Below are 25230 nucleotides of genomic sequence, written 5' to 3' on the forward strand. Positions count from 1 at the left end.
CAGCAGCGCGTACCCCTCACCGGTCCGCTCCGCGAGATGCACATGGTTCCCGCTCCACCCCGCGTGCACCCCCCAGACCTCGCCGTGCCGGAACCCGAACCCGGGCGTCCCCGCCACCAGCACCCCCGCGGCGTCATGCCCGGTCCGTCCCCGCCTGTTCTCCCGCACCCACGCCCCCTGCCCGAAGGCCCGCCGCTGCGGCACCTTCTCCAGCGCCCACCGCCCGGTGAAGTCGAGCAGTTCCTCCGCCCGCCCAGGCACCGGAACCGCACAGATCACCCCGTCCACCCGATACGCGCCCCCCTGAAGATTGGTGACCGCATGCCGCATCCTCAGCACCCCGTGCGAATCCATCACCAGCTCACTGACCAGCCGCACCCCCACCTGCTCATCCACAGCGCCAACCGTGACGGCCCCACCCCGCCCCGGCCCCCCCTCCACCACGACCTCACCGTCCACCACCCACCGCACCGCCCAGTGCTCCCCCACCCGCCCCCCACCGAACCCCGGCCTCCCATACCACCCATCCCCCTGCCCCGCCACCAACGGCGGCCCGGCCACCAACGGCACCAACGCCCCGAGAGCACCCCCGGCCTCCGCCCCGAGATCGGCCCCGTAGTGGAGCACGACGGGCAGCCCCGGCCCGGATACGTCGAGCACCAGGCAGGTGCCGGCGGCGGAGAGGACGACGATTTGGGACATACGGCTTCCTAGCGGTCGGACCAGCGTTGACGACGGACTTTCAAGACCTGGATACGGCAATATCCTGCCGGAGGCTGACAACCTCCGGCACAGGGAGCGACCCATGTCCTTCGCCCGACACATGGCGCCGATCCTCCGCGCCACCCTCGAATTGCTGCGCGAGGCGACCACATAAGGCGAACCGGCGCCGCTGTACGGCGAGAAACCCGTCACGGGTCACCGGGATCAGTGATAGCTGACGTCAAGGGATCAAAACGTCAGCATCTCCGGGACGGAGGCCGTGGGGGTTGAGGGTCGAAGCGCGCATCGCGGGACGGCGGGGCACCAGCCGGGGCGGAGCATGAATTGGACCGGCGAGCATGGACAGAACAGCGAGCATCGGCTGGAACGCATGGCGGCGGAGCACGGTGAGCCCGGCAGGGCCGGGGGTGCGGGGGTGTCCCCCGCATGAGCACAGCCCTTGCGCCTTTCCGCGCGAAGCGCGCCGTTCGCGAGGACCATTTCATCGGCGCCGCACACACGCGGCCGTAAGGCGGCGCCGGGTTCGCCGTACCACGTCCCGCCGTCGCGGCGCCGGGAGGGACCGGTCATCGGGGTCAGAGTTCGCTGGCGGTGATCTGGTCGGCGGCGGCGGTGAGGCGTTTGGCGGTGCGGTCCACGTCTAGGTCGATCATTGAGACGATGCCGAGGCTTACGTCCATTGAGTGGCCTTCGGCGTCGTAGAGGGGGACGGCTATGCCTAGGGCGCCGGGGGTGAGGGTGCCGCGGGAGATGGCGTAGCCGCGGGATCTGGCGGTGATCACTGCTTCGGAGTCTCGGGGGTGGGGGTCGCGGGAGAGCATGATGGCTATGCCGCTGGCGCCTTGGTCCAGGGCGTGGCGGGCGCCGCTGCGCTGGGAGAGGTGGAAGACGGCGTCGGAGGGTTCGACCACGGCCAGCACGACCGCGTCGTCGCCTTCCGCCACCACGCACTGGGCCGTGACGCCCAGCTCTTCGGCGAGGGTGCGGAGGTGGGGCAGGACGGCGCGGCGCAGGTGGGGGTTGGCGCGTCGGGCCAGCTGGATGACGCCGAGGCCCAGGCGGTAGCGGCCCGAGCTGCCTTCGGCGGCCAGGCGGTGGGCGCGCAGGGTGGTCAGGAGGCGGTAGACCGCCTGGCGGTGCATGCCCAGTGAGGCGGCCAGTTCGGCCACCGTCATGTCACGGTCCTCGGTGGCGAGGAGTTCGAGCAGTTTCAGGCCGCGATCCAGGGTCTGCGAGCCGCTCGGCGTGCTCGTGCCCTCGGCAGCGTGATCACCAGCGCCCAAGCGAAGTCACCCCTACCGGTGTCGGTGTCCACCTACGCGCGCCGCTCGCCGCAGGGTCGTCCGGCGCCGTACGCCGCATCTGAGTCATCCTCCGATGATCCCGTTGGCCGCGGCATTGCGCCCCGCGATCCGGCCGAAGGCGAGGCATTCCGCGATGCTGCCCCCACCGGCCGGATAGAGCAATCCGTGCAGAGATCCTAACTCACCGGCGGAGTACAGGTTTTCCACGAAACCCCCAAGGATCGACAGCACCCGGGCCTCGGCGTCCCGGCGCGGACCGCCCACCGTGTGGGAGCCGCCGGGCCACAGCGGCAGCGCGAAGTACCGGGGGCCGAGGATCGGCGTCAGCGTGGCGGGGTCCCGGCCGAAGTCGGCGTCCGTCCCGGCGGCGCAGTGGTCGTTGTAGCGGGCGAGCGTCGCCTCCAGCGCCGCGGGGTCCAGCCCGCACCGCGCGGCCAGCTCGGCCGGTGAGCCGGCCGAGAGGATCCAGCCGCGGCGCAGTTCCTCGGTGTTGTCCGGACTCCAGGTGAGATCCCCGACCGGGCCGGCGGGGCCGGAGTAGGTCGGCACCAGGGTCGCCTCCTTGAACCTGGCCTCGTCGAAGATCCACCAGGTGGGGACGCGCGGTCGGCTGAGCCGGGCGGAGTCCATGCCGAGCAGCTCCAGGTGGGCCGCGTGCTGCGGGCCCGGCTCGCCGACGAACCGGCGTGCGGAGCCGTCCACGAAGATCGAGCCCGGCGGGCGCCGTCCCTGGACCGGCCCGAACCGGCCCGAGCCCCACAGGTCGATCGCGGTGCCCCCGCCGTACCCGCTGCCGGGGAACCTGGCCACGAACTGGCCCGGCCAGACGTTCATGTGCCACAGCTCGGCGCCGGTCTCCATCGCCATCGCGATGCCGTCGCCGGTGTTGTGCTCGGTGCCGTAGAAGTGCACCGGGGTGACCGGGAGGTACTGCGTCTTCAGCCGTTCGCTGCCCTCGAAGCCGCCCACGGCGAGCACCACGCCGCGGCGCGCGCCGATCCGCTCGGCCCGGCCGTCCCGGTCGGCCAGCACGCCGGTCACCGCGCCCCGCTCGTCGGTGAGCAGGCGGCGGGCGGCGGTGCCGTACCGGACCTCGATGCCGCGTCCGGCCACCAGGTGGCGCAGGAAACCGTGCATCGGGCACCCGGTGTAGCCGTCCGGCCGGGGGCCCGGCGTCGCCTTGTACACGGTGATCGCGTCGTGGCCGGGCAGCGTGTGGTGCTCGCCGAGGATGCCCGTGTCCAGGTAGCCGCAGCCGTGCCGGTCCAGCCACGCGGGGTTGGCCGCGGTCTCCCTGGCCCAGGCGCGGATCAGCCCGGGGTCGACCTGCTCGCCGTGGACCTCGTACAGCGCGGACAGGTATTCCACCGCGCGGTCCACGTCCTTGGGCACCAGGAAGAAGCCCGCCGCGTACCGGCTGTTGGGCCGGTGGTCGCCGGCCTGCTGTTTCTCGATGACGAGCACCTCGGCGCCCGCGTCGTGGGCGGTGGTGGCGGCGACCGCGCCCGCGTCGCCGAACCCGAGTACGACGACGTCGACGGTCCGGTCGAACGGCCCGCTGTGGTACATCACGGTCTCCTTGATCGAGCCCTCTGACCGGGACTACGTGAGTCCCAGCAGCCTGGCCGCGTTCTCCTTGAGGATCTTCGGGCGGACCTCTTCCTTGATCTCCAGCTTCGCGAAGTCGGCCAGCCATCGCTCCGGCGTGATCATCGGGAAGTCCGAGCCGAACAGCACCTTGTCCTTCAGGAGCGTGTTCGCGTACCGCACCAGCTGCGGCGGGAAGTACTTGGGCGACCAGCCGGACAGGTCGATGTACACCTTCGGCTTGTGCATGGCGACCGCGAGGGCCTCGTCCTGCCAGGGGAAGGACGGGTGGGCCAGGATGATCTGCAGGTCGGGGAAGTCGGCGGCCACGTCGTCGACGCGCATGGGGTTGGAGTACTTGAGCCGCAGCCCGCCGCCGCCCGGGGTGCCGGCGCCCGCGCCGGTCTGGCCGGTGTGGAACAACGCGGTCAGGCCGTGCTCCGCGATCACCTCGTACAGCGGGTAGGCCAGCCGGTCGTCCGGGAAGAAGCCCTGCGAGGTGGGGTGGAACTTGAAGCCCCGCACGCCGTGCTCCTCGATCAGCCGCCGGGCGGCCCGGACTCCGGCCGCGCCCCGGTGCGGGTCGACGCTGGCGAACGGGATCAGCACGTCGGCGTGGCGCGCCGCCTGCTCGGCGATCTCCTCGCTGGACGGGTGCGGCTCCCGGCCGCTCACGTGCATGGTGTCGACGCAGAACACCACCGCCGCCATGCGCCGCCGCCGGTAGTAATCGGCGAGCATCGGCACCGTGTACCTGGTGACCTCGCCCGCCTTGAAGTAGTCGGCCATCGCGGCGAAGCCGTCGCCGCCGCCGCCCGCGGCCGGGTCGTCCAGGACCGACGCCTGCACGTGGGTGTGCACGTCGATCGCCTCCAGCGCGGCCACGTCCATCGGCGTCCCCTGCGGCCCGCTCATCCGGCCGCCCCGTCCGCGTCGGCGACCAGCACGGTCGCGGTGCCGGTGAGCACCTCGGTCCCGGCCGCGTTGACCGCGGACAGGGTGAGCTCGGCGCGCCGCTCGCCGTCCACGGTCGCCACCGAGGTCACCGCGGCGGTCACCGTGAGCGTGTCGCCCGGCCAGACCGGCGCCTTGAACCTGGCCCGGTAGCGGCGGATGTTCTCGTGCCCGAACCAACCGGTCAGCACCCGCCCGGCCAGGCCCATGGTGAGCATGCCGTGCGCCATCACCGTGGGGTTGCCCGCCACCTTGGTGGCGAACGGCTCGTCGGTGTGCAGCGGGTTGAAGTCGCCGGAGGCCCCGGCGTACATGACGATCTGGGTGCGCTTCAGGTCGGTGACCACCACCTGGACGACCTCCTGCCCGGCCCGCACGCCGGTCGGCGCGGTCCGTGTCATCGTCCCTCCCTCGGGGCGGCGGGGGTGACCGTCACCGACACGGTGGTGGACCGGGCTACGGGCTTTTCGGCGGCGTCGAAGAAGTCGACGTGGCGCTCGGTGAAGTTCAGCACGCCCCGGCCGCCCTCCTTCTGCCAGGTCCTGCCCTCGCGCCGCCGCGCGGTGAGCGTCTCCCCGGCCCTGATCGGCCGGAAGTACTCGAACTCCTGCTCGGCGTGCAGGCCGCCGGGGCCGCCGGAGGACACGCCCGGCTCGGCACCGGAGCCGTTCCACGGCCGCCCCGGCGTCATCCGCAGCGGCCAGTCCGGGTCGAACTGGGCGAACGCGATCGGGAAGGTGGGCGGGACGGCGTCCCCCTCCTCGCCCAGGGCACGGGCGAAGGCCAGCACGTGGCCTCGCTCGATGGGGAACGGCGTTCCTGTCACGATGTCGTCTCCTGTGTCGTCGCCTGCTCGGTCACCATCTGCTTGATGAGCGGGCGGTCGGCCTTGCCGGCGGGCGTGCGGGGGATCACCGCGACCCGGACGATACGGCGCGGGCTCTTGTACCCGGCCAGCCGGTCCCGGACGTGCCGGGTGAGCTCCTCGTCCGGCACCCCGTCCAGCCTGTTCGCCGGGGCGACCATGGCGGCCACCGTCTGGCCCCAGCGCGGATCGGGCACGCCGACCACGATCGCGTCGTCCACCGCGGGGTGGCTGAGCAGCGCCTGCTCGACCTCCTCGGGGAAGACCTTCTCCCCGCCGGTGTTGACCACGCCGTCGCCGCGGCCCAGCAGGACGAGCCGGCCGTCCGCGTCGAGCGAGGCCAGGTCGCCGGGCACGGCGTAGCGGACGCCGTCGATGACCCGCCAGATCCGGGCCGTCCTGGCGGGGTCGTCGAGGTAGCCGACCGGCTGCGGGCCGGCGCTGGCCAGCACGCCGGTCCGGCCGCTGCCGGGCTCGACGTCGCGGTCGTGCTCGTCCAGCACCCGGGCCACCGGGGACAGGGCGAACCGCCCGTCGTTCAGGTCAGCCTCGGACCTCGCCTCGGCCTGCCCGAACGGCCCTCCCTCGGAGGCCGAGATGTTGTCGACCAGCGTCAGGTTCCGGCCGCGGCGCAGCAGCTGCCGCTTCACGTCGACGCTCCACAGCACCCCCGAGCTGGTCATCCGCCGCAGGCTGTCCAGGTCGTAGGGGCGACCTGCGTGCTCGGCCGCGGCCAGCGCGTCCACCAGCGGACGGCCGAAGGCGTCGCCGACGATGACCATCTCGGTGACCCCGTACCGCCCCACCACCCGCCACACCTCGTCGGCGTCCAGCGACCGGGAGGCGCAGAAGCACAGGGTGCCTCCGGCCATCAGGGTACGCAGCGCGTGGAAGAAGCCGGTGCCGTGCATCAGCGGCGACATCGGCAGCACCACCGGGATCCCGTCCGCGGCCCGCAGCTCGCGGATCCGCTCCCGGACCTGCCCGGGGGTCACGGGTGAGGCGAGGCCGTGCTGCCGGAAGACCGAGGTGAGGATGCCGAGCAGCCCGTCCCGGTCCCAGATCACGCCCTTGGGCCTGCCGGTGGTGCCGCCGGTGAGCAGGATGATGCCGTGCGGCGAGTCCTCGTCCAGGGCGGGGAGCGCGGCCGTGGACGCCGCGGCCCGCTCGAACGACAGCGCGCCGGGCACCGTCGCGTCCTCCCCGCCGACCTCCAGCAGCGCGACCGGCGCGGGCAGCCCGGCCACGGCGCCGGGCACCCGGTCGGCCAGGGCGGTCTCGTAGACGAGCGCCGCCGCGCCGATGTGGCCGAGCACGTACCGCAGTTCGGGCTCCCGGTAGCGGTAGTTGACGTTGACCGGCCGCGCGCCCAGCGTGAACGCGGCGAGCACCGCCTCCACGTACTCGACGGAGTTGTGCAGGGCGATGCCCACGGTGGAGCCGGGGCGCACGCCGCGCTCGGCCAGCGACGCGGCGACGCGTTCCGCGCGGGCCGAAAGCTCGCGGTAGCCGCGTTGCCGGTCGCCCTGGATCACGGCGGGCCGGTCGCCCGCCTCCTTCGCCGCCGCCCGCAGGGCGCCGGCCACGCTCATTTTCCACTCGGCCGTCTCAGGCAAGGTGACCTCCGATCCGGGTGAAGCCGCGCAACAGGTCGCGCGAGATGATGAGACGCTGGATCTCGTCGGTACCCTCGAAGATCCGCATGGCGCGGACGGCGCGGTACCACCCTTCCAGCGGAAGATCCTTGGTGTAACCCATGCCGCCGTGGATCTGCAGCGCCCGGTCGACCACCCGGCCGGCCATCCCGGTGCAGAAGAGCTTGGCCATCGCCGCGGAGTGCCGGGTGCCGGCGCCCCGGTCGGCGTCCCAGGCGGCCCGCAGGGCGAGCCAGCGGCCCGCCTCCAGTTCGGTCTCCGAGTCGGCGATCATCCACTGGACGGCCTGGTAGTCGCCGATCTCGCGGCCGAACGTCCTGCGGGTGCCGGCGAACTCCACCGCCAGCCTCAGGCACCGCTCGGCGATGCCGACGCAGTGCGCGGAGATCACGTGCCGGCCCTTGCCCACCCAGCGCATGGCCAGGTCGAAGCCCGCGCCGACCTCGCCGAGGACCTTCCCCGCGGGCACCCTGACGTCGTCGAAGTAGAGCGTGGCGGGCCGGTGCCAGCCGCCCATCGTCCGGATCGGGGTGGAGGTCCACCCGGCGGCGCGGTCCACCAGGAACGCGGTCGAGCCGTGGCGGGCACCTTTGTCCTTGTCGGTGACCGCGATGACGATCGCGTAGTCGGCGTCGCCGCCGTTGCTGATGAAGGTCTTCGAGCCGTTGACGACCCAGTCGCCGCCGTCCCGCCGTGCGGTGGTGGAGATGGCCGCGGCGTCCGATCCGGCGCCCGGTTCGGTCAGCGCGAAGCAGCCCAGCCGCAGGCCCTCGATGGTCGGCCTCAGGTACTCCTCGCGCTGCGCGGCGTCCGCGTCGTACAGGATGTTGTCGGCCTCGCCGCCGAAGCGGAACGGCACGCAGGTCCTGGCCACCTCGGTGTGGACGAGCGACTGGGTGAGCGCGGGCAGCTCCATCCCGCCGTACTCCCGCGGGGTGCTCAGGCCCCAGAAGCCGAACTCCCTGGCCTTGGCCCGGAGCGCGCGCTCCTGTTCCCGCGGCAGCCGCGCGGCCCCCTGCCGGAGGAACACCTCCTCCAGCGGCAGCAGTTCCTTGGTGACGAAGGCGCGGGCGGTGTCGCGGATGTCGCGCTGCTCGTCGCTGAGACCGAAGTCCATCAGCCCACCACCGGCCCGCCGCCCACCCGGCCGGCGGCCGCCAGCGGCAGGCCGTGGGCGCGCACGTTGGAGATCATGGCCGCGTCCAGCATCCACGCCCTCGCGAGCGCCGGGTCGGCCGCGATCTGCGACATCCGCTGCTGGAAGCCGCGCCGCTCGGCCTCGTCCTGCTCGGCCATCTCGGTGGTGGTGCGGTGGGTGATCTCCTGGACGGCCTCGATCGCGGCCTTGCGGCGGCGGTGCGCCCAGCCGTCCAGCACCTCGGGGCCCGCCCCGTCCAGCAGCACCGCGCCGAGCTGGGCCGCCAGGTCGAACGCGTCGTGGATGCCGCCGTTGAGGCCCATCCCGCCCATCGGGCTGTTGACGTGCGCGGCGTCCCCGAGCAGCAGCACCCGGTCCCGCCGGAAGGTCTCGGCCACCCGCTGGTGCACCGAGTAGATCTTCCGTTCCCGCAGCGGCAGCTCGGGGTGCTCCCCGAACAGGCCGCGCAGCCGCTCTGCCACGTAGGCGTCGGTGAGCGCCTCCTCGGCGCCGAGGCCGGGCCGCACCGCGACCACGACCCGCCACACGTCCGGGACCCGCAGGATGAGCAGGTGCTCGTCGGGGTCGGCGATGTAGTTGACGTCGCAGATGCCCGGCAGCAGGGTCTCCACCGGGTAGTCGATGCTCAGCACGAGGTAGCGGTGCGCGTAGGTGAGGCCGTCGAAGGTGCCGCCGAGGGTTCTGCGGATGGTGCTGCGCGCGCCGTCGGCGGCCAGCACCCAGCGGGCCTCGACCTGCTCCCCCGCGACGGTGGTGAGCACCGCGGCATCCTTGTCCTGGGTCACGCCGGTGACGCCCTCGCCGAGCCGCAGCCCGACGTCCGGGTGCCCGGCGCTCAGCGCGTCGTGGATGATCTGGGTGTACTTGTACTGCTCCAGCTGGAGCCGGAACGGGTAGGCGGTCTCGTCGGCGAGCATGCCGAAGTCGAACTCGGCGATCAGCCCGTCCCGCCGGTCCCGTATCTGGTAGGTGCGCGCGATGATGCCCTCGGCCAGCATCGCGCCGGCGATGCCGAGGTCGTGCGCGATCTCCAGGGTCGGCGGGTGGAAGGTGGAGGCGCGCCATTCGGTGCTGAGCCGCTCGGCCTCCTCGAAGACGGTGACCGTGATCCCCCGCCTGGCCAGCGCCAGCGCGGCGGTCAGGCCGACCGGTCCCGCGCCCACCACGGCGACGTCGAGCGCGCCCATCACCGGGCCCACTCGACGATGTGGTCGCACATGGCGGCGGCCAGGTCGGGACGGCCCTGGAAGTAGTGGTCGGCGCCCTTGATCTCGACGAGCTCCCTGCGGTCGTGGCCGACCGCGTCGTACATGCCGCGGGCGTGGCTCGGGAAGGCCGCGCAGTCGGCCGACCCGGAGACGACCAGGACGGGGGCCTTGACGCCGGGCAGCCGCCGGTAGGCGTTGGCGCGGCTGTGCTCGTGGCTCCACTGGCTGAGCCAGGAGCGCAGGCTGGTGAGGTGCCCGAGGGAGGCGGGCTGGAAGTTGGCGACCCACGGGCTGCCCCACAGGGTGCCGACGGCGCGGTCGGAGGGGTCCAGCGACAGGTCCAGGAAACGCGGGTCGGCGGCGGTGCCGTGCACCACGAAGGGCAGGTCGTCCGGCACCTCCTGCCCCCCGGACGGCGACCGGCGGGTCCGCGCGCGCAGCGCCTCGATCTGCTGGAAGGCCCAGTCGCTGATGCGGCGGTTGCGGTCGAGCTGGGCCTGGCGGTACCGGCTCACGAACTCGGGGGCGTAGGCCGGGCCGTTGGCGGGATCGAACATGTCGAGGCCGGGGTCGCGGTCGAACGGCCGGTGCTCGTCGACGATCGCCGGGTCGAGCCCTTCGGTGTAGACCACGGCGCGGCCGGGGTGGGCCATGGCCATCACGATCTGGTCGGCCGGGATGAGGTCCGCGGTCGTCAGGTCCACCGGGTCCCCGGCGGGGGTGTGGGTGATGGTGGGGTTCTCGGCCTGCGCCTGGTACAGCGCGGCCAGGCCGCCGCCGCCGGAGTTGCCCACCAGCACGATCTTCTCGTACCCGAGCTCGCGCAGGCGGCGGATGGCGGCGCCGACGTCCAGGACGCAGTTCTCCATGATCAGGGCGGAGTCGTTGCCGACGTAGCGGGTGGCGAGGCCCGCGGCGGCCACGCCCCGGGACGCCAGCTCCTCCAGCGCGTAGTGGCCGATGAAGTTGGAGGCCGGGTGCACGATCAGCACCGCGGTGCCGGGCGGGCGCCGGTCGTCCTTCCAGAGCGTGGCCCAGATCTTCCCGCTCAGCCGGGCCACGCCCGAGTTGATGTCGAGGCGCCCACCCGACGTCATCGGTATGGGGAGTAGTTCGCGGGTCAGCACGGGCGGCTCCTGATGGGCAGGGGATGAACGGGATCGGGGCGGGGGGTGGGGGTACGGCCGGCGCTACCCGCGCTCGTTCCACGCGCGCAGGGTCTCGGCGCCCTGGCGGGCGTCGTCCTCGGTGAGCGCGCGGGTCTGCAGCGTCAGCTCGATCCGGACGCCGTTGGGGTCGAAGACGTACAGCGACTCCCAGACCCCGTCGTGGTCGACGATGCCGACGCTCTCCACGCCCTTGGCGGCGAAGTGCGCCTGCCAGCTGTGGAGCTCCTCCATCGAGTCCACGTTGAGCGCGATGTGCCGCACCCAGGAGGGCACCGGGTCGGGCCCGGGGTCGGGCAGCTCCTCGACCTCGAAGAACGCGATGGCGCTCCCGTCGTGCAGCCCGTAGAAGGTGTGCAGGTACGGGGTCCGCGCGCCGCTGGAGGGGACCACGTCCAGCTGGATCGCGGCCAGGAGCCTGCACCTGAGGACCTCTGTGTAGAAGTCGTACGTGGCCTGCGAGTTCCAGGTCGGGTAGGCGATGTGGTTGAGCGAGCGCGGTGCGCGGAGGGTCTCCGTCATCATCACTCCTCGATCTTTGTCATTTATCGGACAACTCGTCCGAAATATGTGCTGATTGTGTGGCGATATGTGCGGATCTGTCAACTGCCGGCGGGACCGTCACAGCAGCACGACGCCGCGAAGCGCCTCGCCGGACAGCAGCCGGTCGTAGCCGGCCTGCGCGTCCTCCAGCGGGTAGGTGCCGCTCACGTACTCGTCCAGCGGGAGCCGGCCGTCCAGGTACAGCTTGGCCAGCAGGGGCAGGTCCCGGGACGCCACGCAGTCGCCCCAGATGGAGACCCTGACCGAGCCGCCGGTCAGGAACAGGTGACGCAGCGGCAGCTCGACGGTGTCGCCCTGCTTGGGCGCGCCGACCACCACCAGCCGGGAGCCGGGGCCGCGCAGCCGGTTGGCGGTGGTGAAGGAGCCGGGGCCGCCGACCGCGTCGAGCACCACGTCGGCGCCCTGGCCGCCGGTGAGCTCACGCACCCGCGGCACCGTGTCCTCCCGGGACGCGTCCACCACGTCGGTGGCGCCGAACCGGCGGGCCGCGTCGAGCTTGGCCGGGTTGGTGTCCACGGCGATGATCCGCCGCGCGCCCGCGTACGCCGCTCCGGCGACGGCCGCGACCCCCACCCCGCCGCAGCCGATCACCACGACGTCGTCGGCCGGGCCGGTCGCCGCGGTGTTGACCGCGGCCCCGAACCCGCTCGGCACCCCGCAGCCGAGCAGCGCCGCGACCTGCGGCGGCACCCGGGGGTCGATCGCCACGGCCTGCCGCGCGGGCACGACGACCCGCTCGGCCAGCCCTCCCACGCCGAGCACCGCGGTCGCCTCCGCGCCGTCGCCGAGGGTCACCTTGGGCCGCCTCGGCAGTTTGGCCGGGCACGCCTCCGGGCGGCCCGCCCCGCACTGGCGGCACCGCCCGCACGCCACCATCGGCGCGACCACCACGCTGTCGCCCACGGCGGGCCCTGTCGCGTCCGGACCGAGTCTCGCCACCCGCCCGGCCACCTCGTGTCCCACCAGGTAGGGGAAGTCGGTGCCCGAGGTGCCGTGCATGAAGTGCACGTCGCTGTGGCACAGGCCGCAGGCGGTCACGTCGATCAGCACCTCGTCGCCCACCGGCTCGCGCAGCGGGATGTCCTCGAAGCTCAGCGGCCCGTGGGCGGTTCGGGCGACGGCGCCCTGGTAGTGCGCGGACATGGCATCTCCTTGCCGGGGGTCAGTACCAGCGCGGCGCGGCGGACGCGGCGGTGTCGATGATCACGGTCTTGACCTCGGTGTACGCCTCGTGGCCGAGGCGGCCGAGCTCCCGGCCCGCGCCGGACAGGCCGACGCCGCCGATGGGGGCGTCCAGCGCGAGGGCGCCGTAGGAGTTGATCCAGAAGTAGCCGGACCTGACCTGCCGCGCGGTGGTCAGCGCCCGGTCGATGTCCCTGGTCCAGCAGCCCCCCACCAGGCCGAACGGCGAGTCGTTGGCCAGCGCGACCGCCCGTGCCGCGTCGCCGAAGCGCTGCACGGTGAGGACCGGGCCGAACACCTCCTGGTAGACGATGTCCGGCACCTTCGGCAGGTCCGGCGGGATCTCCAGCACGGTCGGCGCGTAGTAGGCGCCGCCGAGGTGCAGCCCGGCCGGGCGCTCGCCCCCGGCCAGCACGCGGGCCCCCTGCCCCACGGCCGTCTCGACCATCGACCGGACCCGCTCCGCCTCGGCGGCCGAGATCAGCGCGCCCAGCTGACTGTCCGGCGCGAAGGGCGGGCCCACCCGGATCGAGCGGGCCAGATCCGCCACGCGGGCCGTGAACGCGTCCGCGACCGGGTCCTCCACCAGCAGCCGGGAACCGGAGAAGCAGCGCTGCCCGGCGTTGCGGAAGACGCCGCCGACCGTGGCGTGCAGGGCCGCGTCCAGGTCGGCGTCGGCGTACACGATGTTGGCGGACTTGCCGCCGAGTTCCAGCAGCACCCGCTTCACGCCGCCGGCCGCCGAGCGCATCACCTGACGGCCGGCCTCGGTGCTGCCGGTGAAGGAGACCATGGTCACCGCGGGGTGCTCCACCAGCCGCCGTCCCACGTCGCCCGCCCCCTGGAGCACCTGGAGCAGCCCGGGGGGCAGCCCGGCGTCGGTGAGCAGCCTGGCGAACACGGGGGCCGCCAGCGGGCTGAGCTCGGGGGCCTTGAGCAGCACCGCGTTGCCCGCGGCGAGCGCGGGCCCGGCCTTCTGCGCGGCGAACATGAACGTGGTGTTGAACGGGATGACCGCGGCGACCACCCCGACCGGCTCGCGGAAGGCCATCCGCAGCGTGGTGCCGTCGGCGGGCAGCGTGATCCCCTCCAGGGTGGCCGCCCACCCGGCGGCGGCCCGCAGGTGCGCCGCCGCCACCATCACGTCGCCGCGCGCCTCGGCCGTCGTCTTGCCGTTGTCCAGCGCGATCAGGGTGGTCAGCCGCACGGCCTGGGCCTCGATCAGGCCGGCGGCGGCGCGCAGCACCCGGGCCCGCTCGTGCGGCGGGGTCGCGGCCCAGGCCGGTTGCGCGGCGGCGGCCTCGGCCACGGCGGCGTCGGCGAACTCGGGGGTGGCCGCCTGGACGGTGGCCAGCTCCGAGCCGTCGCCGGGGTGGCAGGTGGTGAACTCCGGGCCGCCGCCCTGGCGGAACGTGCCGGAGACGAAGCTGTGCGCCGCCGGGAGGCCGGCGGCGGCGATGTGATCGGCGAGCGGGGCGGTGTGATCAGGCTCGTTCGTGCTCAACGACTAGTCCCCTCGGGGCCGGTTCGTGCCTGAGCCCGAGCGCGTACGCGGTTCATTCGGCTACGAAGGACCACAGCTCGGCCGGATCGGCACTTTGCCTCATGTATCGGGCAGGGTACCATCGGCTCTTAATTATGGGACGTATCGTCCGATAGATGTAATACTCACGGCGTCGGGAGATCCACGTGGAGTTCACCACCCTCGGCCGCAGCGGTCTGACGATCAGCCGGCTGGTCCTCGGCACCGACAACTTCGGCACCCAGACGACCGAGGCGGACGCCTTCACGATCATGGATCGCGCCCATGAGCTGGGGATCAACCTGATCGACACGTCCGACGTGTACGGCTGGCGGTTCGGCGAGGGCCTGACCGAGCAGATCATCGGCCGCTGGATGGCCACCGGCGGCGGCCGCAGGGACCGGACCGTGCTCGCCACCAAGCTGTACGGCCGGATGTCCGAGTGGCCCAACGACTCCGGCCTGTCCGCGCTGCACATCCGGCGCGCCTGCGAGGCCTCGCTGCGCAGGCTCCGTACCGACCACATCGACCTCTACCAGCCGCACCACATCGACCGGTCCACCCCGTGGGAGGAGATCTGGGAGGCGATGGACGTCCTCAAGACCCAGGGCAAGATCGTCTATGTGGGCACCTCCAACCACCCCGGCTGGCACATCGCGGGAGGTCAGGAGGCCGCGGCCCGGCGCGGGCACCTCGGGCTGGTCAGCGAGCAGACCATCTACAACCTGCTGGAACGCACCGCCGAGCTGGAGGTGCTGCCCGCATGCCGGCACTACGGGGTGGGCATGATGCCGTGGTCCCCGCTGGACGCCGGGCTGCTCGGCGGCATCCTGCGCAAGGAGCGGGAGAACACCATGGGGACCCCGCTGCCTGGGGCGAGCGTGGCCACCCTCCGCGGCCGGCGCCTGGTCAAGCTGGACAAGCATCGCGCCGCCGTGCAGGCGTACGAGGACCTGTGCGAGAAGCTGGGCGAGAGCCCCGCGGACGTGGCCGTGGCCTGGCTGCTGCGTCAGCCGGGGGTGACCGCGCCCATCATCGGTCCCCGCACGTTGTCCCAGCTCGACGCCGCGGTGCGGGCGTTCGAGGTCGACCTGGACGAGGCGACGCTGGCCAGGCTCGACGAGATCTTCCCCGGCCCCGGCCCGGCGCCGGAGGCCTACTCCTGGTGACCCACGGCCTCTCGGTCCCCGCGGTCGCGGCCGTCACGGCGGGCTGCCGTGACGGCCGCGCCGGGCGGGTCAGCGGAACGTCTGCCGCAGGCCGAGAAGCCGCCGCACGCCGACCTTCTCCAGGTACTCCTGGTGGTCGGCCACCGAGTGCACGTACGTCTCCAGGTACTCCTTGGTGCGGTCCTGAGCGGCCAGGTCGCGGTACTCGACCAGCAGGTCCCGGTCGTAGGCGTAGTGTCCCGGCGAGGACAGCGGGTGCGCGCCGTAGGGCGCGTGGGCCACCTTGTCCACGATTGCCCCCGGGATGGACACCAGGCGCGGGTCGGGCGCCGGGGCGTACTCGTCCAGGATCTCGTCGGAGCTGATGACGACGTGGTCGCACGCCTTGGCCATGACGTCCTCGAAGCGGCGCTGGCCGAAGATCTGCGCGTTGCCCTTCCGGTCGGTGACCTGGGCGTGGAACAGGCCGTAGTCGGCGCGCAGCGCCGGGATGGTGGTGACCGTCCGCCCGGTGTACGGGTCGGTGGTGGTCCGGATCCGCGGGTTCACCTTGGGCAGGTCGGTGCCCTCGTACAGCGGCGGCAGCGGCAGGAACGGCAGGCGGCTCGCGCCCGCGCGGAAGCCGTACACGATGTAGGCCTCGTCGCCCTCGACGATCTCGATGGTCTGGTTCTCCGCCGCCCGGCGGAAGTTCGGGGCCAGGCCGAGGAACTCCAGGCCGACGTACGACACGTGCAGCCGCCGCACGCACCCGGCCGCGATCAGCATGTCCACCGGCGCGCCCGCGCTCGGCGTCGGGATCAGCTCCAGGTCCCGCACGCCGCGCCGGATCAGCGCGTGCACCAGGGCCGTCGGGCCGTTGTGGGAGTGCACCCCGCCGAGCGCGATCGTGGCCCCGTCGGGGATGCCGGCGACCGCCTCCTCGGGGGTCGTCACCTTGTCCGCGGTCATCGCCTGAACTCCTTAACCGCCTCGGCCGGAACGGCCTCGCTGGCCGGGGTCGCCTCTCCGAGCGGCCGCGCCCCGGTGACGCGCTTCAGCTCGGCCCTTCTGATCTTTCCGCCCTCGTCCACCGGCAGCTCCGCGACGAACTCCACCTCGCGGGGCCGCTTGTACCCGGCCAGCCGTTCGGCGCAGTAGTCGAGCACCTGCCGCTCGGTGACGTCGCCGCCGGGCACCCGCTGCACCAGCGCCTTGACCGACTCGCCGAACCGCTCGTGCGGCACGCCGATCACCGCGCCCCTGGCCACACCGGGGCACGCCTGGAGCACCGCCTCCACCTCGCCCGCGTACACGTTCTGCGCGCCGGACCTGATCACGCCCTGAGCGCGGTCGGCCAGGTAGATGTAGCCGCGTTCGTCCCGCCAGGCCATGTCGCCGAGGCGCAGCCAGCCGTCCTTGAGCACCTGCCGGGTCAGCTCGGGCCGGCTCCAGTACCCGGAGAACACGCTGGCCGCCCGGATCCGCATCTCCCCGGTCTGCCGCGGCGCCACCTCGCGGTCCTCCGCGTCGAAGATCTTGACGTCGGCGAACGCGGCGGGGCGGCCCACCGGGACGATGGACGTGGCCCCTTCGCCCAGGAAGCGGCGGTGGTCCTCCGGGGTGAGGAGCGCGGTGAAGCCCCCGGCCTCGGTGGCCCCGAACGCGTGGTAGAAATCGACGTCCAGCGCCTCGGCCAGCGATCTGATCAGGCTCCAGGACACCGACGCCCCGCCGTACCCGATCAGCTTCAGCCGCCGGGCCCCGGAGACGTCCAGGCCGGGCAGCGCGCGGACCAGGTCGACCAGCATGGTCGGCACCAGGAAGGCGTGCTCGACGCCGTGCTCGGCGACGTCGGCGACGAAGGCGGCCGGGTCGAAACGCCGCCGCAGCAGCAGCGGGACACCCAGGTAGGCGGTGGTGGTCACGTACGACGCGCCGACCCCCAGGGTGAGCGGCACCGAGATCCAGGTCGGGCCGCCGCGCGGCACGTTGATCTCGCACAGGTAGTTGGCGGTGCTGGCCAGCTGCTGGTCGTGGGTGGCCATGCAGCCCTTGGACGCTCCGGTGGTGCCGCTGGTGTAACGCAGCGAGCGCAGGTCGCCGCCGTCGCCGGTCTCGGGCACCCCGGCCGGGTCGCCGGAGGCGATCAGCTCGGTGAGCGTCCGGTGGCCGCCGCCCTCGGGCCCGTCCAGGCCGGCGGTGAACACCGCGCGGACGCCGGGGACCGCAGCGGCGGCCTCCACCGCGGCGGGGGTGTCGCAGATGACGGCGGACGCTCCCGAGTGGGCCAGGATGCGGGTGATCTCCGGTGCCGTCATCCGCGGGTTGATCCCGACCGCGACCAGGTTGATCTTCCACAGGCCGTAGAAGGCGGTCACGATGTGGTGGCTGTTGGCCATCACCAGCGCGACGCGTTCCTGCGCGCGAAAGCCCAGGGCCAGCAGCGCGGCGGCCAGGCGGTCGCTCTCCAGGTCGAGCTCGGCCCAGGTCAGCCGCCGCTCGGCGCAGATGACGGCGGGCAGGTCGCCGCGGCGTACCGCGTTCTGCCGCAGCAGGTTCTCGATTCGCATGGGGGGACTCCGGCCTTCCGTCGTTCGGTCGTCAGTGGTCGCTCGCGGCACGGCCGAGTGCCTGGCCGACCAGGTCGGCGATGAGGCCGGGGTGCTCGATGTGCGCGTTGTGGCCGGCGCCGGGCAGGACGGTGACCGGGCGGCCGAACACCTCGGCCATCTCTTCGGCCCGCACGCCCGGGTCGCGGTCGCCGCAGGCCGGCGTGATCGGGCAGGTGACCCGGGCGGCGAGCGCGGCCAGCGCGGCGGGGGTGAGCGGGGGCGCGGCGGTGATCCGCGGGTCGCCGGACAGCCGGTGCCTGCCGTCGGCGCCGGTGACGCCGCCGGCGAGGTCGGCCTCGGTGAAGCCGGCGGACGGGCCGGCGGCGGCGATCCCGGAGACGCGGCCGAACAGGTCGCGGGCCTGCTCCGGGCTGGGGAAGATCCTGGTCGGCCGGGAGGCGGCGGCGGCGCGGCGGGTCAGCTGCTCCTCGGTCCAGTTCACCTTCATCGCGATGGCCAGCACCGACGCGACGCTCACCCCGCGGGTGCCGTCCGCGACGGCCAGCGCGACCATCGCGCCGAGGGAGTGGCCGACCAGGTGCACCGGCGGGCGGGGCCCGCGCAGCCCGTCCAGGTGCCCGCGGATCGCGGCGGCCACCATGGCGGCGTAGCCGTCCGGGGAGTAGTCCAGCTGCCAGCGGGAACGGCCGTGCCCCGGCAGGTCGGCGAGCAGCCACCGCGTCCCGGGGCGCCGGTCCGCCAGCCGCCGGGTGACCGGCTTCCATACCGCCGCGGACGCGGCCGACCCGTGCAGGAAGACCACCAGGGGCCCGTCCTTACCTCCACCGGACTCCACATGGACGCCCGGCCCCGCCTGCGCGGGCCCCGGGGAGCGCCCGGCCGTCATGTCATCTCCTTCACACCGGAACCGGCCTGCGCGTCCTTCGCACCGGAACACGTCTGCGCGTCCTTCACACCAGAACGGGCTTGCGCGTCCTTCGCTCCGGAACCGCTCTGCGCGTCCTTGACGCCGGAGGCGGCCCGTCCGTCTTCGGCGCCGGAGCGGGCCGACCCGGCGAAGAAGTCCAGCACCGCCGCGGTGAACTCGGCGGGACGCTCGATCTGCGGGTAGTGGCCGCTGCCCGCGACGGTGACCGTGGCCGCGCCGGGGATCCGCGCGGCCAGTTCCCGCCAGGTGGCGTCCGGCACGAGCCGGTCGTGCTCGCCCCTGATCAGGCAGGTGGGCACGGCGACGCCGCCGTAGTCGCGGGCAGGCGGACGGACGTGCGGACGGTTCTCCCCGCCCCGCCGCGCCGGTGAGCGCAGGGCACCCGCCGCCGCCGTCTCCCAGGCGCCGGGGATCGCGGTGAATTCGTGGCGGCGGCGCAGGTACTCCTCGCTGTCCCGCCAGTGGGGGTCGTGGAAGAGCACGTCCATGGACGGGCGCAACCCGTCGAGTGTGCCGTCGAAGTCCTCCAGCACCTTCCGGGCGGCGGCCTCCGGGGCGGCCAGGCCGATCCCGGTCACCGCCATCGCCCGGATCGGCCAGACCGGGGCCGGGCGGCACGCCACGTCCAGCAGCATCCGCCCGCTCAGCGAGGTCCCGGCGAAGAACGCGGACTCGATCCGCAGGGTGCGCAGCACGCCGGTGATCTGGCGGAGCATCAGGCGCCGCTGGCCGCCGAAGTCGCGGAGCTTGTCGCTGTGCCCGTAGCCGACGAAGTCGACGGCCAGCACCCGGTGGTGTTCCGCCAGGGCCGGGACGCAGTGCTCCCAGGTGATCTCGGCGGCGGCGCCGTACTCGCCGCCGTGCAGCAGGACCAGCGGGGGGCCGTCGCCGGCCTCCAGGTAGTGGGTGGTGCAGCCGTCCACCACGAGGTGGCGGTGGGCCCACGGTCGCCGGGGGGTCATGGCGCCGTCAGGCCGTGGCGGCGTGGCGGCGCAGCACGCCGTCGCGGTCCACCTGGGTCCGCAGGAGGTGCAGCTCCTGCTCGGTCGGCGGGTCGACGGTCCGTACGTCGGCGGCGACCAGCAGCTCGAACCCGGTCGCGGCCTTGACCTCTTCGACGCTGCTCCACGGGTGGACCTTGATGAGCCGCATCCGCTTGCTCTCCGGCTCGAAGTCGAACACGCCGAGGGGGGTGAACACCCGGCGGGGGCCGTCGGACTCGGGGCGGAAGACCTTGCGGCGGGAGTCGCCGCCGTCCAGCCAGCCCGCCCCGCTGACGAAGTCGACCTTGTCGACGAAGATCTTGGGAGTGTGGTGCTCGGTGTAGATGTAGCTGGTCCTGAAGCCGCCGAGGAAGATCAGCCCGATCGTGCCGGGGCCGCGGACCTTGGGCTTGGCCCACGGGCCGATCACGGCCATGTTGAGGTTGCCGTGCTTGTCGATCTGCATCCCGCCGAGGAACGCGAAGTCGAACCTGATCGCGGTCTCGAAGTCCACGACGTCGTCCAGGCTGAACTGGTACTCGCTGGTCACCAGGTTGCGGTAGTCGGCGGAGGACTCGGTGAGCCGCTGGATCCTCGGGTTCATCGCGCCGCTGCCGCCGCAGAAGAAGGAGAGGTTCGGCGCGTGGGTGAGCTGCGCCAGCCGCAGCCCCGCGGCGGGGATGTGGGAGGCGGCGCCCACGGAGCCGAAGTCGCCGTCGGCCATCTCGTGCGAGATGGAGATCGCCATCATCTCGGCCCAGGTGTAACTCGCGTCCGGCACGAGGCCCCCAATGGTTCAGGCGGCGAGGCATCACGGTCACAGCGATGGCCCGACAGACCGCGGTGAGACTTTCTTGGCTGGGACTGCACTTGTCAGGATCGACGATTCACATTTATCGTACATGAAGTCCGTAATGTGTTACACAATGCTAGTGTCTGGGTGGTGCTGTCAAGGCCTGCCGTCCTGGCACCGCCCGCGCGGGAGGAACGACGATGACCCGACCCACCGCGATCGAGCGAGTCCTGCACGGGCTGGTCGATCTGCACTGCCACTCAGGCCCCAACCCCCTCCCCCGCAGGTTCGACCACGTGGAGGCCGCCCGCGACGGCGCGCGGCTCGGCATGCGGGCCCTGCTGGCCAAGTCCCATCACCACAACACGGTGATGGACCTGCTGGCCATGCGGGACCGGCTGGCCGGCCTGAGCACCGCGGTGTACGGCGGGATCGCCCTCAACAACCAGGTCGGCGGCATCAATCCGTACGCGGTGGAGATGTGCCTGCGGATGGGCGGGCGGTGCGTGTGGTTCCCCACCATTTCCTCCAGCGCGCACATCGACCACCACAACGCGGGTGGCGGGTTCCCCAAGCCCACCATCCCGTTGTCGGTCGCCCAGGTGGACGTGCGTGGCGCGGACGGCGCCCTGATCCCCGAGGTGGGCCGGGTGCTCGACGTGGTCGCCGAGGCCGGCGCGCTGCTGTCCGCCGGGCACATGGCCCCCGCCGACATCCTGGAGGTCTTCGCCGCCGCGCGGGACCGGGGAGTCCGCCGGCTGGTGGTGAGCCACCCGAACTTCGTCATCGGCTCCGACCCGGCGCAGTGCGGCGAGTTCATCGGGCTCGGCGCGTACATCGAGCACGAGACCAGCATGTACGACCCGGAGGTGGCCAACGCCAGGTGGTCCCCGCCGCAGCTGCTGGAGTGGATCGAGCGGGTCGGCCCCGAGCACACCGTGCTCGCCTCCGACCTCGGCCAGGCGGGCCGGCCGATGCCCGTGGACTCGTTCGTCCGGGTCGGCTCCGCGCTGCTGGACCTCGGCCTGCCGGAGAAGGACCTGCGGCGGATCGTCCGCGCCAACCCCTCATACCTGCTCGGCCTGGACGACTGACGAGGCCGCTCATCCTCAAGGACGGAACGTATGTACAGCGCAACCGACCCGCGCTCCACACTCGACGCCGGCACCCCCGCCGGCGACCCGAACGCGCCGATCGCCGAACTGGCCACCTTCGGGTTCCTGACCATGCCGCCCCAGGAGACCACCGGCCGCGGCGGCCGCACGTGGTACGTGCGCGGCCAGAACATGGCCATCGCCTACAGCAGGTTGCCCGACGGCGACACGCTGCGCCGTACCGCCGCCGGGCAGCGAGAAGAGTACATGATCATAGTGCCGGACGACGCGGTCACCGTCGAGATCACCTCGTCCGCGGGCGGGCGGACCGAGAGCCGCACCGTGTCCGGGCGCGGCGTGGTCATCGTGCCGCCCGGCGACAGCACGGTCACCGCGCGCGGCGAGGCGGAACTGTTCCGCGTGTTCGACACGCGCACCGAGGACGTGACGGCCCTCTGCGCCAACGCCGCGTCGTACGCCGAGCCGCACCCCCGGGTGGCGCCGCTGAAGCCGTGGCCGGACCCGCCCGCCGGGCACCGGCTCCGCGTCTACCTCAACGCCGACCACCCCCGGGTGCCGGGCCGGTTCGGCCGTCTCTTCCGCTCCAGCTCCTTGATGGTCAACTTCGGCGACCCGAGCGACGGCCCGCGCGACCCGAACCGCATGTCGCCGCACCACCACGACGACTTCGAGCAGTGCTCGCTGACCGTGGCGGGCGACTACGTCCACCACGTCCGCACCCCGTGGACCTCCCGGCTGGACCAGTGGCGCGACGACGAGCACGCCCGGGTGAGCAGCCCCTCGGCCACGATCATCCCGCCGCCCACCGTGCACACCAGCCAGGCCATGGGCGCCGGGCGCCACCTGCTCATCGACGTCTTCAGCCCCCCGCGCGCGGACTTCTCCGCCAAGCCCGGCTGGGTCCTCAACGCCGACGAGTACCCGGCCCCCTGAATCGAGGGAACGTGACGTTCTTCGCCTCCGCCACGCCGGCCACCCCCCGGCTCGGCACCTGGATCAAACTGGCCACCGTCGAGAGCGTCGAGATCATGGCCCACGCCGGTTTCGACTTCGTGGTCATCGACCTGGAACACGCTCCCCTGGACCTGGGCCTCGCCGCCCAGATGATCACCCTGGCCACCGCCCTCGGCGTGGACCCCCTGGTCCGCGTGCCCGACCACACGGAGTCCACCATCCAGCGGGTCCTGGACGCCGGCGCCCGGGGCATCCTGGCCCCCCATGTCGACTCCGCCGAGGACGCGCGCCGCGTGGCGGCGGCCGTCCGCTTCCCCCCAATCGGCCGCCGCGGCGCCGGAGGCACCAGCCGCGCCGGCCGCTGGGGCCTCACCTCCCGCGCCGAGTACCTGCGCACCGGCAACGAGGACGTCGTCTGCGTCCCCCAGCTGGAGAGCGCCGCCGCCGTACACGCCGCGCCGGACATCCTGGCGGTCCCCGGCGTGGACGCGGTGTTCCTGGGCGCCGGAGACCTGTCGGTCTCCCTCGGCGTGGAGGTGGCCGACCCGTCCGTCCAGGCGCTGCTGGACCAGGCCAGGACGGCGGCCGCCAAGGCGGGCAAGCCCTGCGGCGCGGCCTGCGTGGACGGCCCCTCCGCCATCCGGACCGCCGCCCTCGGCCACCAGTTCCTGATCGTGGGCAACGACGCCACTATGCTGGCGAGAACCGCCCGCTCGACGGTCAGGGACTCGCGCCCCCGGGACGAGCGGTGACCGCACCCGAGACCACCGGGGCCTGCCAGGGCTTCCACGGCCAGGAGGAGCGATGACCGCGCCGGAGATCACCGGCACCTGGCGGCTGGCCGACTACTACCTGGAGGGCGGCGGCGCGGACGGCGAGCGGCCCCTCGGCGACGTCCCGCTCGGCCGGCTCATCTACGGGCCGGACGGCCACATGTCGGTGCAGTACATGCCCGGCGACCGGCCGCCGCTGCCCACCGCCAACTGGCGCTGGGCCACCGACCCCGAGCGGCTCGACGCGGTCCGCGCTTACGGCGGCTACGCCGGCCGGTACGACTGGCTCGGCGACCGCGTCCTGCACCACATCGAGGCCGGCGTCCACCCCAACTCGATCGGCACCACCCTGGTCCGCCTGGCCGCCCTCGACGGCCCCCGCCTGGTCCTGCGCGCCGAGCGCTCCCCCGGCGAGCCCCCCACCCCCATCCTCGTCTGGGAACGCCTCCGTCCCCACCCGGACCACTGAGAGCGCCATGCTGATCGACGCGCACGCGCACCTGACGACCAACGACCCCGCGTACCCGTTCGACCCCCCGGGCGGCACCGTCCCCGAGCAGGCACGCCGCGACCCGATGACCGCCGAACGCCTGCTGGCCGAGATGGACGCCCACGGCCTCACCGCCGCCGTCGCGGTGCAGCGGGCCCACGTGTTCGGCTTCGACAACAGCTACGTGGTGGACTCGGCCGCCCGGCACCCGTCCCGGCTGGCCGCCATGTGCGTCATCGACGGCCATGCCCCCGACGCCGAAGCGGTGGTCCGCCACTGGGCGGAACGCGGCGCCGCGGCGATACGCCTGACCGCCCCCGGCGGCACCCGGCACGGCGGCCCCAGCGGCACGGACTGGTTCACCGGCCCCGCCGCCCGCCGGGTCTGGCATCAGGCGACGAACCTCGGCCTGTCGATGTGCCTGCACCTGTACCGCTGGAACCGCGACGAATGCCTCCGCGCCCTCCCGGCCGTCCTCCGCGACTTCCCCGGCACCCCCGTCGTCCTGGACCACATCGCCGGCGTGGAGACCGACCGCCCCACGCCCTACCCGGGCGCCCCCGGACTGCTGGCCCTGACCGACCTGGAACAGGTGCACATCAAGGTCACCACCCTCAACCACGCCCGTCACCTGTCCACCGGCACATCCCCCGCGACCGTGGTCTCCTGGCTGGTCTCCCACTTCGGCGCCGCCCGAGTGCTATGGGGCTCGGACGTCACCCAGACCCCCATGAGCTACCCCGACATGGTCCGCCTCGGCCGCGCCTCGGTGACCGGCCTGAACCCCGCCGACGCAGCCATGGTCCTGAGCGGCACAGCGGCCCACCTGTACCGCCTCCCCGCCCCCGTCCCCGGCGCGGATCCCGCGTGACCACCACCCCCACCGGGGACGCCCCGCAGCTCCTCGTCGACACCCACGTCCATCTGTTCAGCAACACCCTGCCCCTGGCCCCCGGCGCCTGGACCCGCCCCCACACCGACCTGACCACCGAGGCGTTCCTCCCGATGATGACCGCCCACGGCGTGAGCCACGCGGTCATCTCCGCCATGAGCCTGCTCGACGACGCCAACACCTACACCCTGACCGCCCTCCGCTCCCACCCACACCTACGCGCCACAGTCGACGTCCCCCCCGGCACCCCCTTCGCCGACCTGGCCGAGATGAAGTCCAGCGGCGTGGTAGGCATCCGCCTCCAATGGCGCCGCCGCCCCCACCTACCCGACCTGACCACCCGCGACTACCGCACCCTCCTCCGCCAGATCACCGACCTGAACTGGCACGTCGAACTAAACATCGAGTCCGCCCGCCTCCCCCCGGTCCTGCACGCCCTACTGACCGCCGGAACAAAGGTCGTAGTAGACCACTTCGGCGACCCCCACCCCGCAACCGGCTACAACAACCCCGGCGGCAAAGCCCTCCTGAACGCCCTGACCACCGCCCACGTCTGGACAAAACTCTCCGCCGGCTACCGCCTCCGCGTCCCCCCCACCACCCTGGCCACCTACGCGACAACCCTGCTACAAACAGCCGGCCCCACCAAACTCTTCTGGGGCAGCGACGCCCCCTTCATAGGCGCCCCC

At 73.0% G+C, this 25230-nt stretch carries 25 protein-coding genes; 7 read left to right on the forward strand and 18 right to left on the reverse strand.

Annotated elements, in window-relative coordinates; translation table 11 throughout:
* From ACFP1K_RS37445 to ACFP1K_RS37505, 13 genes are all read right to left on the reverse strand, one after another.
* Positions 1 to 702: glycoside hydrolase family 36 N-terminal domain-containing protein (locus tag ACFP1K_RS37445; RefSeq protein WP_380762524.1), on the reverse strand; the 702-nt coding region annotated here is incomplete at its 3' end.
* 596 nt (positions 703 to 1298) lie between these two features.
* The gene (locus ACFP1K_RS37450; protein WP_380762527.1) at positions 1299 to 2006 is read right to left on the reverse strand and encodes an IclR family transcriptional regulator; all 708 of its coding nucleotides are present in this window, start codon (positions 2004 to 2006) and stop codon (positions 1299 to 1301) included.
* Positions 2007 to 2090: 84 nt separating this feature from the next.
* Entirely contained in the window at positions 2091 to 3596 is a 1506-nt protein-coding gene (locus ACFP1K_RS37455) for an FAD-dependent oxidoreductase (RefSeq protein WP_380762530.1), read from the reverse strand.
* Positions 3597 to 3629: 33 nt separating this feature from the next.
* Positions 3630 to 4529, reverse strand: coding sequence for an amidohydrolase family protein (locus ACFP1K_RS37460; RefSeq protein WP_380762532.1), 900 nt, complete (start codon positions 4527 to 4529; stop codon positions 3630 to 3632).
* Positions 4526 to 4969 carry a MaoC/PaaZ C-terminal domain-containing protein gene (locus tag ACFP1K_RS37465; RefSeq protein ID WP_380762535.1) on the reverse strand — a complete coding sequence of 148 codons (444 nt, stop codon included), beginning with the start codon at positions 4967 to 4969 and terminating at the stop codon, positions 4526 to 4528. The genes ACFP1K_RS37460 and ACFP1K_RS37465 overlap by 4 nt, the downstream gene beginning before the upstream one ends.
* Complete coding sequence (locus tag ACFP1K_RS37470; protein WP_380762538.1) at positions 4966 to 5394, reverse strand: FAS1-like dehydratase domain-containing protein; 429 nt, start codon at positions 5392 to 5394, stop codon at positions 4966 to 4968. Before ACFP1K_RS37470 ends, ACFP1K_RS37465 begins: the two co-directional genes overlap by 4 nt.
* Positions 5391 to 7049: an AMP-binding protein gene (locus tag ACFP1K_RS37475; RefSeq protein ID WP_380762541.1), complete on the reverse strand. Its 1659-nt coding sequence runs from the start codon at positions 7047 to 7049 to the stop codon at positions 5391 to 5393. Before ACFP1K_RS37475 ends, ACFP1K_RS37470 begins: the two co-directional genes overlap by 4 nt.
* Entirely contained in the window at positions 7042 to 8208 is a 1167-nt protein-coding gene (locus ACFP1K_RS37480) for an acyl-CoA dehydrogenase family protein (protein ID WP_380762582.1), read from the reverse strand. The genes ACFP1K_RS37475 and ACFP1K_RS37480 overlap by 8 nt, the downstream gene beginning before the upstream one ends.
* On the reverse strand, positions 8205 to 9434 hold the full coding sequence (locus ACFP1K_RS37485) for an FAD-dependent oxidoreductase (RefSeq protein ID WP_380762585.1): 1230 nt from the start codon (positions 9432 to 9434) through the stop codon (positions 8205 to 8207). Before ACFP1K_RS37485 ends, ACFP1K_RS37480 begins: the two co-directional genes overlap by 4 nt.
* On the reverse strand, positions 9434 to 10582 hold the full coding sequence (locus ACFP1K_RS37490; protein WP_380762543.1) for an alpha/beta hydrolase: 1149 nt from the start codon (positions 10580 to 10582) through the stop codon (positions 9434 to 9436). Before ACFP1K_RS37490 ends, ACFP1K_RS37485 begins: the two co-directional genes overlap by 1 nt.
* 63 nt (positions 10583 to 10645) lie before the next feature.
* The gene (locus ACFP1K_RS37495) at positions 10646 to 11146 is read right to left on the reverse strand and encodes a VOC family protein (RefSeq protein ID WP_380762546.1); all 501 of its coding nucleotides are present in this window, start codon (positions 11144 to 11146) and stop codon (positions 10646 to 10648) included.
* A 96-nt stretch (positions 11147 to 11242) separates the two neighbouring features.
* Entirely contained in the window at positions 11243 to 12328 is a 1086-nt protein-coding gene (locus tag ACFP1K_RS37500) for a zinc-binding dehydrogenase (RefSeq protein ID WP_380762548.1), read from the reverse strand.
* Between the two features lie 19 nt (positions 12329 to 12347).
* The gene (locus tag ACFP1K_RS37505; protein ID WP_380762551.1) at positions 12348 to 13871 is read right to left on the reverse strand and encodes an aldehyde dehydrogenase family protein; all 1524 of its coding nucleotides are present in this window, start codon (positions 13869 to 13871) and stop codon (positions 12348 to 12350) included.
* A gap of 185 nt (positions 13872 to 14056) precedes the next feature.
* Here ACFP1K_RS37505 and ACFP1K_RS37510 point away from each other — a divergent pair, with 185 nt between their 5' ends.
* Complete coding sequence (locus tag ACFP1K_RS37510; RefSeq protein ID WP_380762554.1) at positions 14057 to 15058, forward strand: aldo/keto reductase; 1002 nt, start codon at positions 14057 to 14059, stop codon at positions 15056 to 15058.
* A gap of 69 nt (positions 15059 to 15127) precedes the next feature.
* Here the strand turns inward: ACFP1K_RS37510 and ACFP1K_RS37515 are convergent, their stop codons facing one another.
* From ACFP1K_RS37515 to ACFP1K_RS37535, 5 genes are read right to left on the reverse strand one after another with little or no spacing between them, the layout of a single operon-like run.
* Complete coding sequence (locus ACFP1K_RS37515; RefSeq protein ID WP_380762556.1) at positions 15128 to 16009, reverse strand: CoA transferase subunit A; 882 nt, start codon at positions 16007 to 16009, stop codon at positions 15128 to 15130.
* On the reverse strand, positions 16006 to 17610 hold the full coding sequence (locus ACFP1K_RS37520; protein ID WP_380762558.1) for a class I adenylate-forming enzyme family protein: 1605 nt from the start codon (positions 17608 to 17610) through the stop codon (positions 16006 to 16008). Before ACFP1K_RS37520 ends, ACFP1K_RS37515 begins: the two co-directional genes overlap by 4 nt.
* 31 nt (positions 17611 to 17641) lie before the next feature.
* Positions 17642 to 18499 carry an alpha/beta fold hydrolase gene (locus ACFP1K_RS37525; protein ID WP_380762561.1) on the reverse strand — a complete coding sequence of 286 codons (858 nt, stop codon included), beginning with the start codon at positions 18497 to 18499 and terminating at the stop codon, positions 17642 to 17644.
* Complete coding sequence (locus ACFP1K_RS37530; protein ID WP_380762563.1) at positions 18496 to 19503, reverse strand: alpha/beta fold hydrolase; 1008 nt, start codon at positions 19501 to 19503, stop codon at positions 18496 to 18498. Before ACFP1K_RS37530 ends, ACFP1K_RS37525 begins: the two co-directional genes overlap by 4 nt.
* Positions 19504 to 19510: 7 nt before the next feature.
* Positions 19511 to 20305: a CoA-transferase subunit beta gene (locus tag ACFP1K_RS37535; protein ID WP_380762566.1), complete on the reverse strand. Its 795-nt coding sequence runs from the start codon at positions 20303 to 20305 to the stop codon at positions 19511 to 19513.
* Positions 20306 to 20517: 212 nt separating this feature from the next.
* On the opposite strand from ACFP1K_RS37535, the gene ACFP1K_RS37540 reads away from it, so the two are divergent.
* From ACFP1K_RS37540 to ACFP1K_RS37565, 6 genes are all read left to right on the forward strand, one after another.
* Positions 20518 to 21411: a DUF6282 family protein gene (locus ACFP1K_RS37540; RefSeq protein WP_380762569.1), complete on the forward strand. Its 894-nt coding sequence runs from the start codon at positions 20518 to 20520 to the stop codon at positions 21409 to 21411.
* 30 nt (positions 21412 to 21441) lie between these two features.
* Positions 21442 to 22365: a hypothetical protein gene (locus ACFP1K_RS37545; RefSeq protein ID WP_380762571.1), complete on the forward strand. Its 924-nt coding sequence runs from the start codon at positions 21442 to 21444 to the stop codon at positions 22363 to 22365.
* Positions 22366 to 22376: 11 nt separating this feature from the next.
* Positions 22377 to 23138, forward strand: a complete 762-nt coding sequence (locus tag ACFP1K_RS37550; protein WP_380762573.1) for an HpcH/HpaI aldolase family protein — start codon at positions 22377 to 22379, stop codon at positions 23136 to 23138.
* A gap of 52 nt (positions 23139 to 23190) precedes the next feature.
* Positions 23191 to 23628 (forward strand): lipocalin-like domain-containing protein, encoded by a 438-nt coding sequence (locus ACFP1K_RS37555; protein ID WP_380762575.1) that lies wholly within the window; start codon positions 23191 to 23193, stop codon positions 23626 to 23628.
* Between the two features lie 7 nt (positions 23629 to 23635).
* Positions 23636 to 24520: an amidohydrolase family protein gene (locus ACFP1K_RS37560; RefSeq protein ID WP_380762578.1), complete on the forward strand. Its 885-nt coding sequence runs from the start codon at positions 23636 to 23638 to the stop codon at positions 24518 to 24520.
* Positions 24517 to 25230, forward strand: a 714-nt coding sequence (locus ACFP1K_RS37565; RefSeq protein WP_380762580.1) for an amidohydrolase family protein, incomplete at its 3' end; no start/stop codon positions are given. The genes ACFP1K_RS37560 and ACFP1K_RS37565, both read left to right, overlap by 4 nt.

Origin of the sequence: Sphaerisporangium aureirubrum (assembly GCF_042658925.1) — a bacterium.
GTDB classification, from domain to species: domain Bacteria; phylum Actinomycetota; class Actinomycetes; order Streptosporangiales; family Streptosporangiaceae; genus Sphaerisporangium; species Sphaerisporangium aureirubrum.

Coding starts and splice junctions, on each gene's coding strand:
- ACFP1K_RS37455 (WP_380762530.1), bottom strand. CDS start 3,596: ATGTACCACAGCGGGCCGTTCGACCGGACCGTCGACGTCGTCGTACTC.
- ACFP1K_RS37460 (WP_380762532.1), bottom strand. CDS start 4,529: ATGAGCGGGCCGCAGGGGACGCCGATGGACGTGGCCGCGCTGGAGGCG.
- ACFP1K_RS37465 (WP_380762535.1), bottom strand. CDS start 4,969: ATGACACGGACCGCGCCGACCGGCGTGCGGGCCGGGCAGGAGGTCGTC.
- ACFP1K_RS37485 (WP_380762585.1), bottom strand. CDS start 9,434: ATGGGCGCGCTCGACGTCGCCGTGGTGGGCGCGGGACCGGTCGGCCTG.
- ACFP1K_RS37495 (WP_380762546.1), bottom strand. CDS start 11,146: ATGATGACGGAGACCCTCCGCGCACCGCGCTCGCTCAACCACATCGCC.
- ACFP1K_RS37500 (WP_380762548.1), bottom strand. CDS start 12,328: ATGTCCGCGCACTACCAGGGCGCCGTCGCCCGAACCGCCCACGGGCCG.
- ACFP1K_RS37515 (WP_380762556.1), bottom strand. CDS start 16,009: ATGACCGCGGACAAGGTGACGACCCCCGAGGAGGCGGTCGCCGGCATC.
- ACFP1K_RS37520 (WP_380762558.1), bottom strand. CDS start 17,610: ATGCGAATCGAGAACCTGCTGCGGCAGAACGCGGTACGCCGCGGCGAC.
- ACFP1K_RS37525 (WP_380762561.1), bottom strand. CDS start 18,499: ATGACGGCCGGGCGCTCCCCGGGGCCCGCGCAGGCGGGGCCGGGCGTC.
- ACFP1K_RS37530 (WP_380762563.1), bottom strand. CDS start 19,503: ATGACCCCCCGGCGACCGTGGGCCCACCGCCACCTCGTGGTGGACGGC.
- ACFP1K_RS37540 (WP_380762569.1), top strand. CDS start 20,518: ATGACCCGACCCACCGCGATCGAGCGAGTCCTGCACGGGCTGGTCGAT.
- ACFP1K_RS37545 (WP_380762571.1), top strand. CDS start 21,442: ATGTACAGCGCAACCGACCCGCGCTCCACACTCGACGCCGGCACCCCC.
- ACFP1K_RS37555 (WP_380762575.1), top strand. CDS start 23,191: ATGACCGCGCCGGAGATCACCGGCACCTGGCGGCTGGCCGACTACTAC.
- ACFP1K_RS37560 (WP_380762578.1), top strand. CDS start 23,636: ATGCTGATCGACGCGCACGCGCACCTGACGACCAACGACCCCGCGTAC.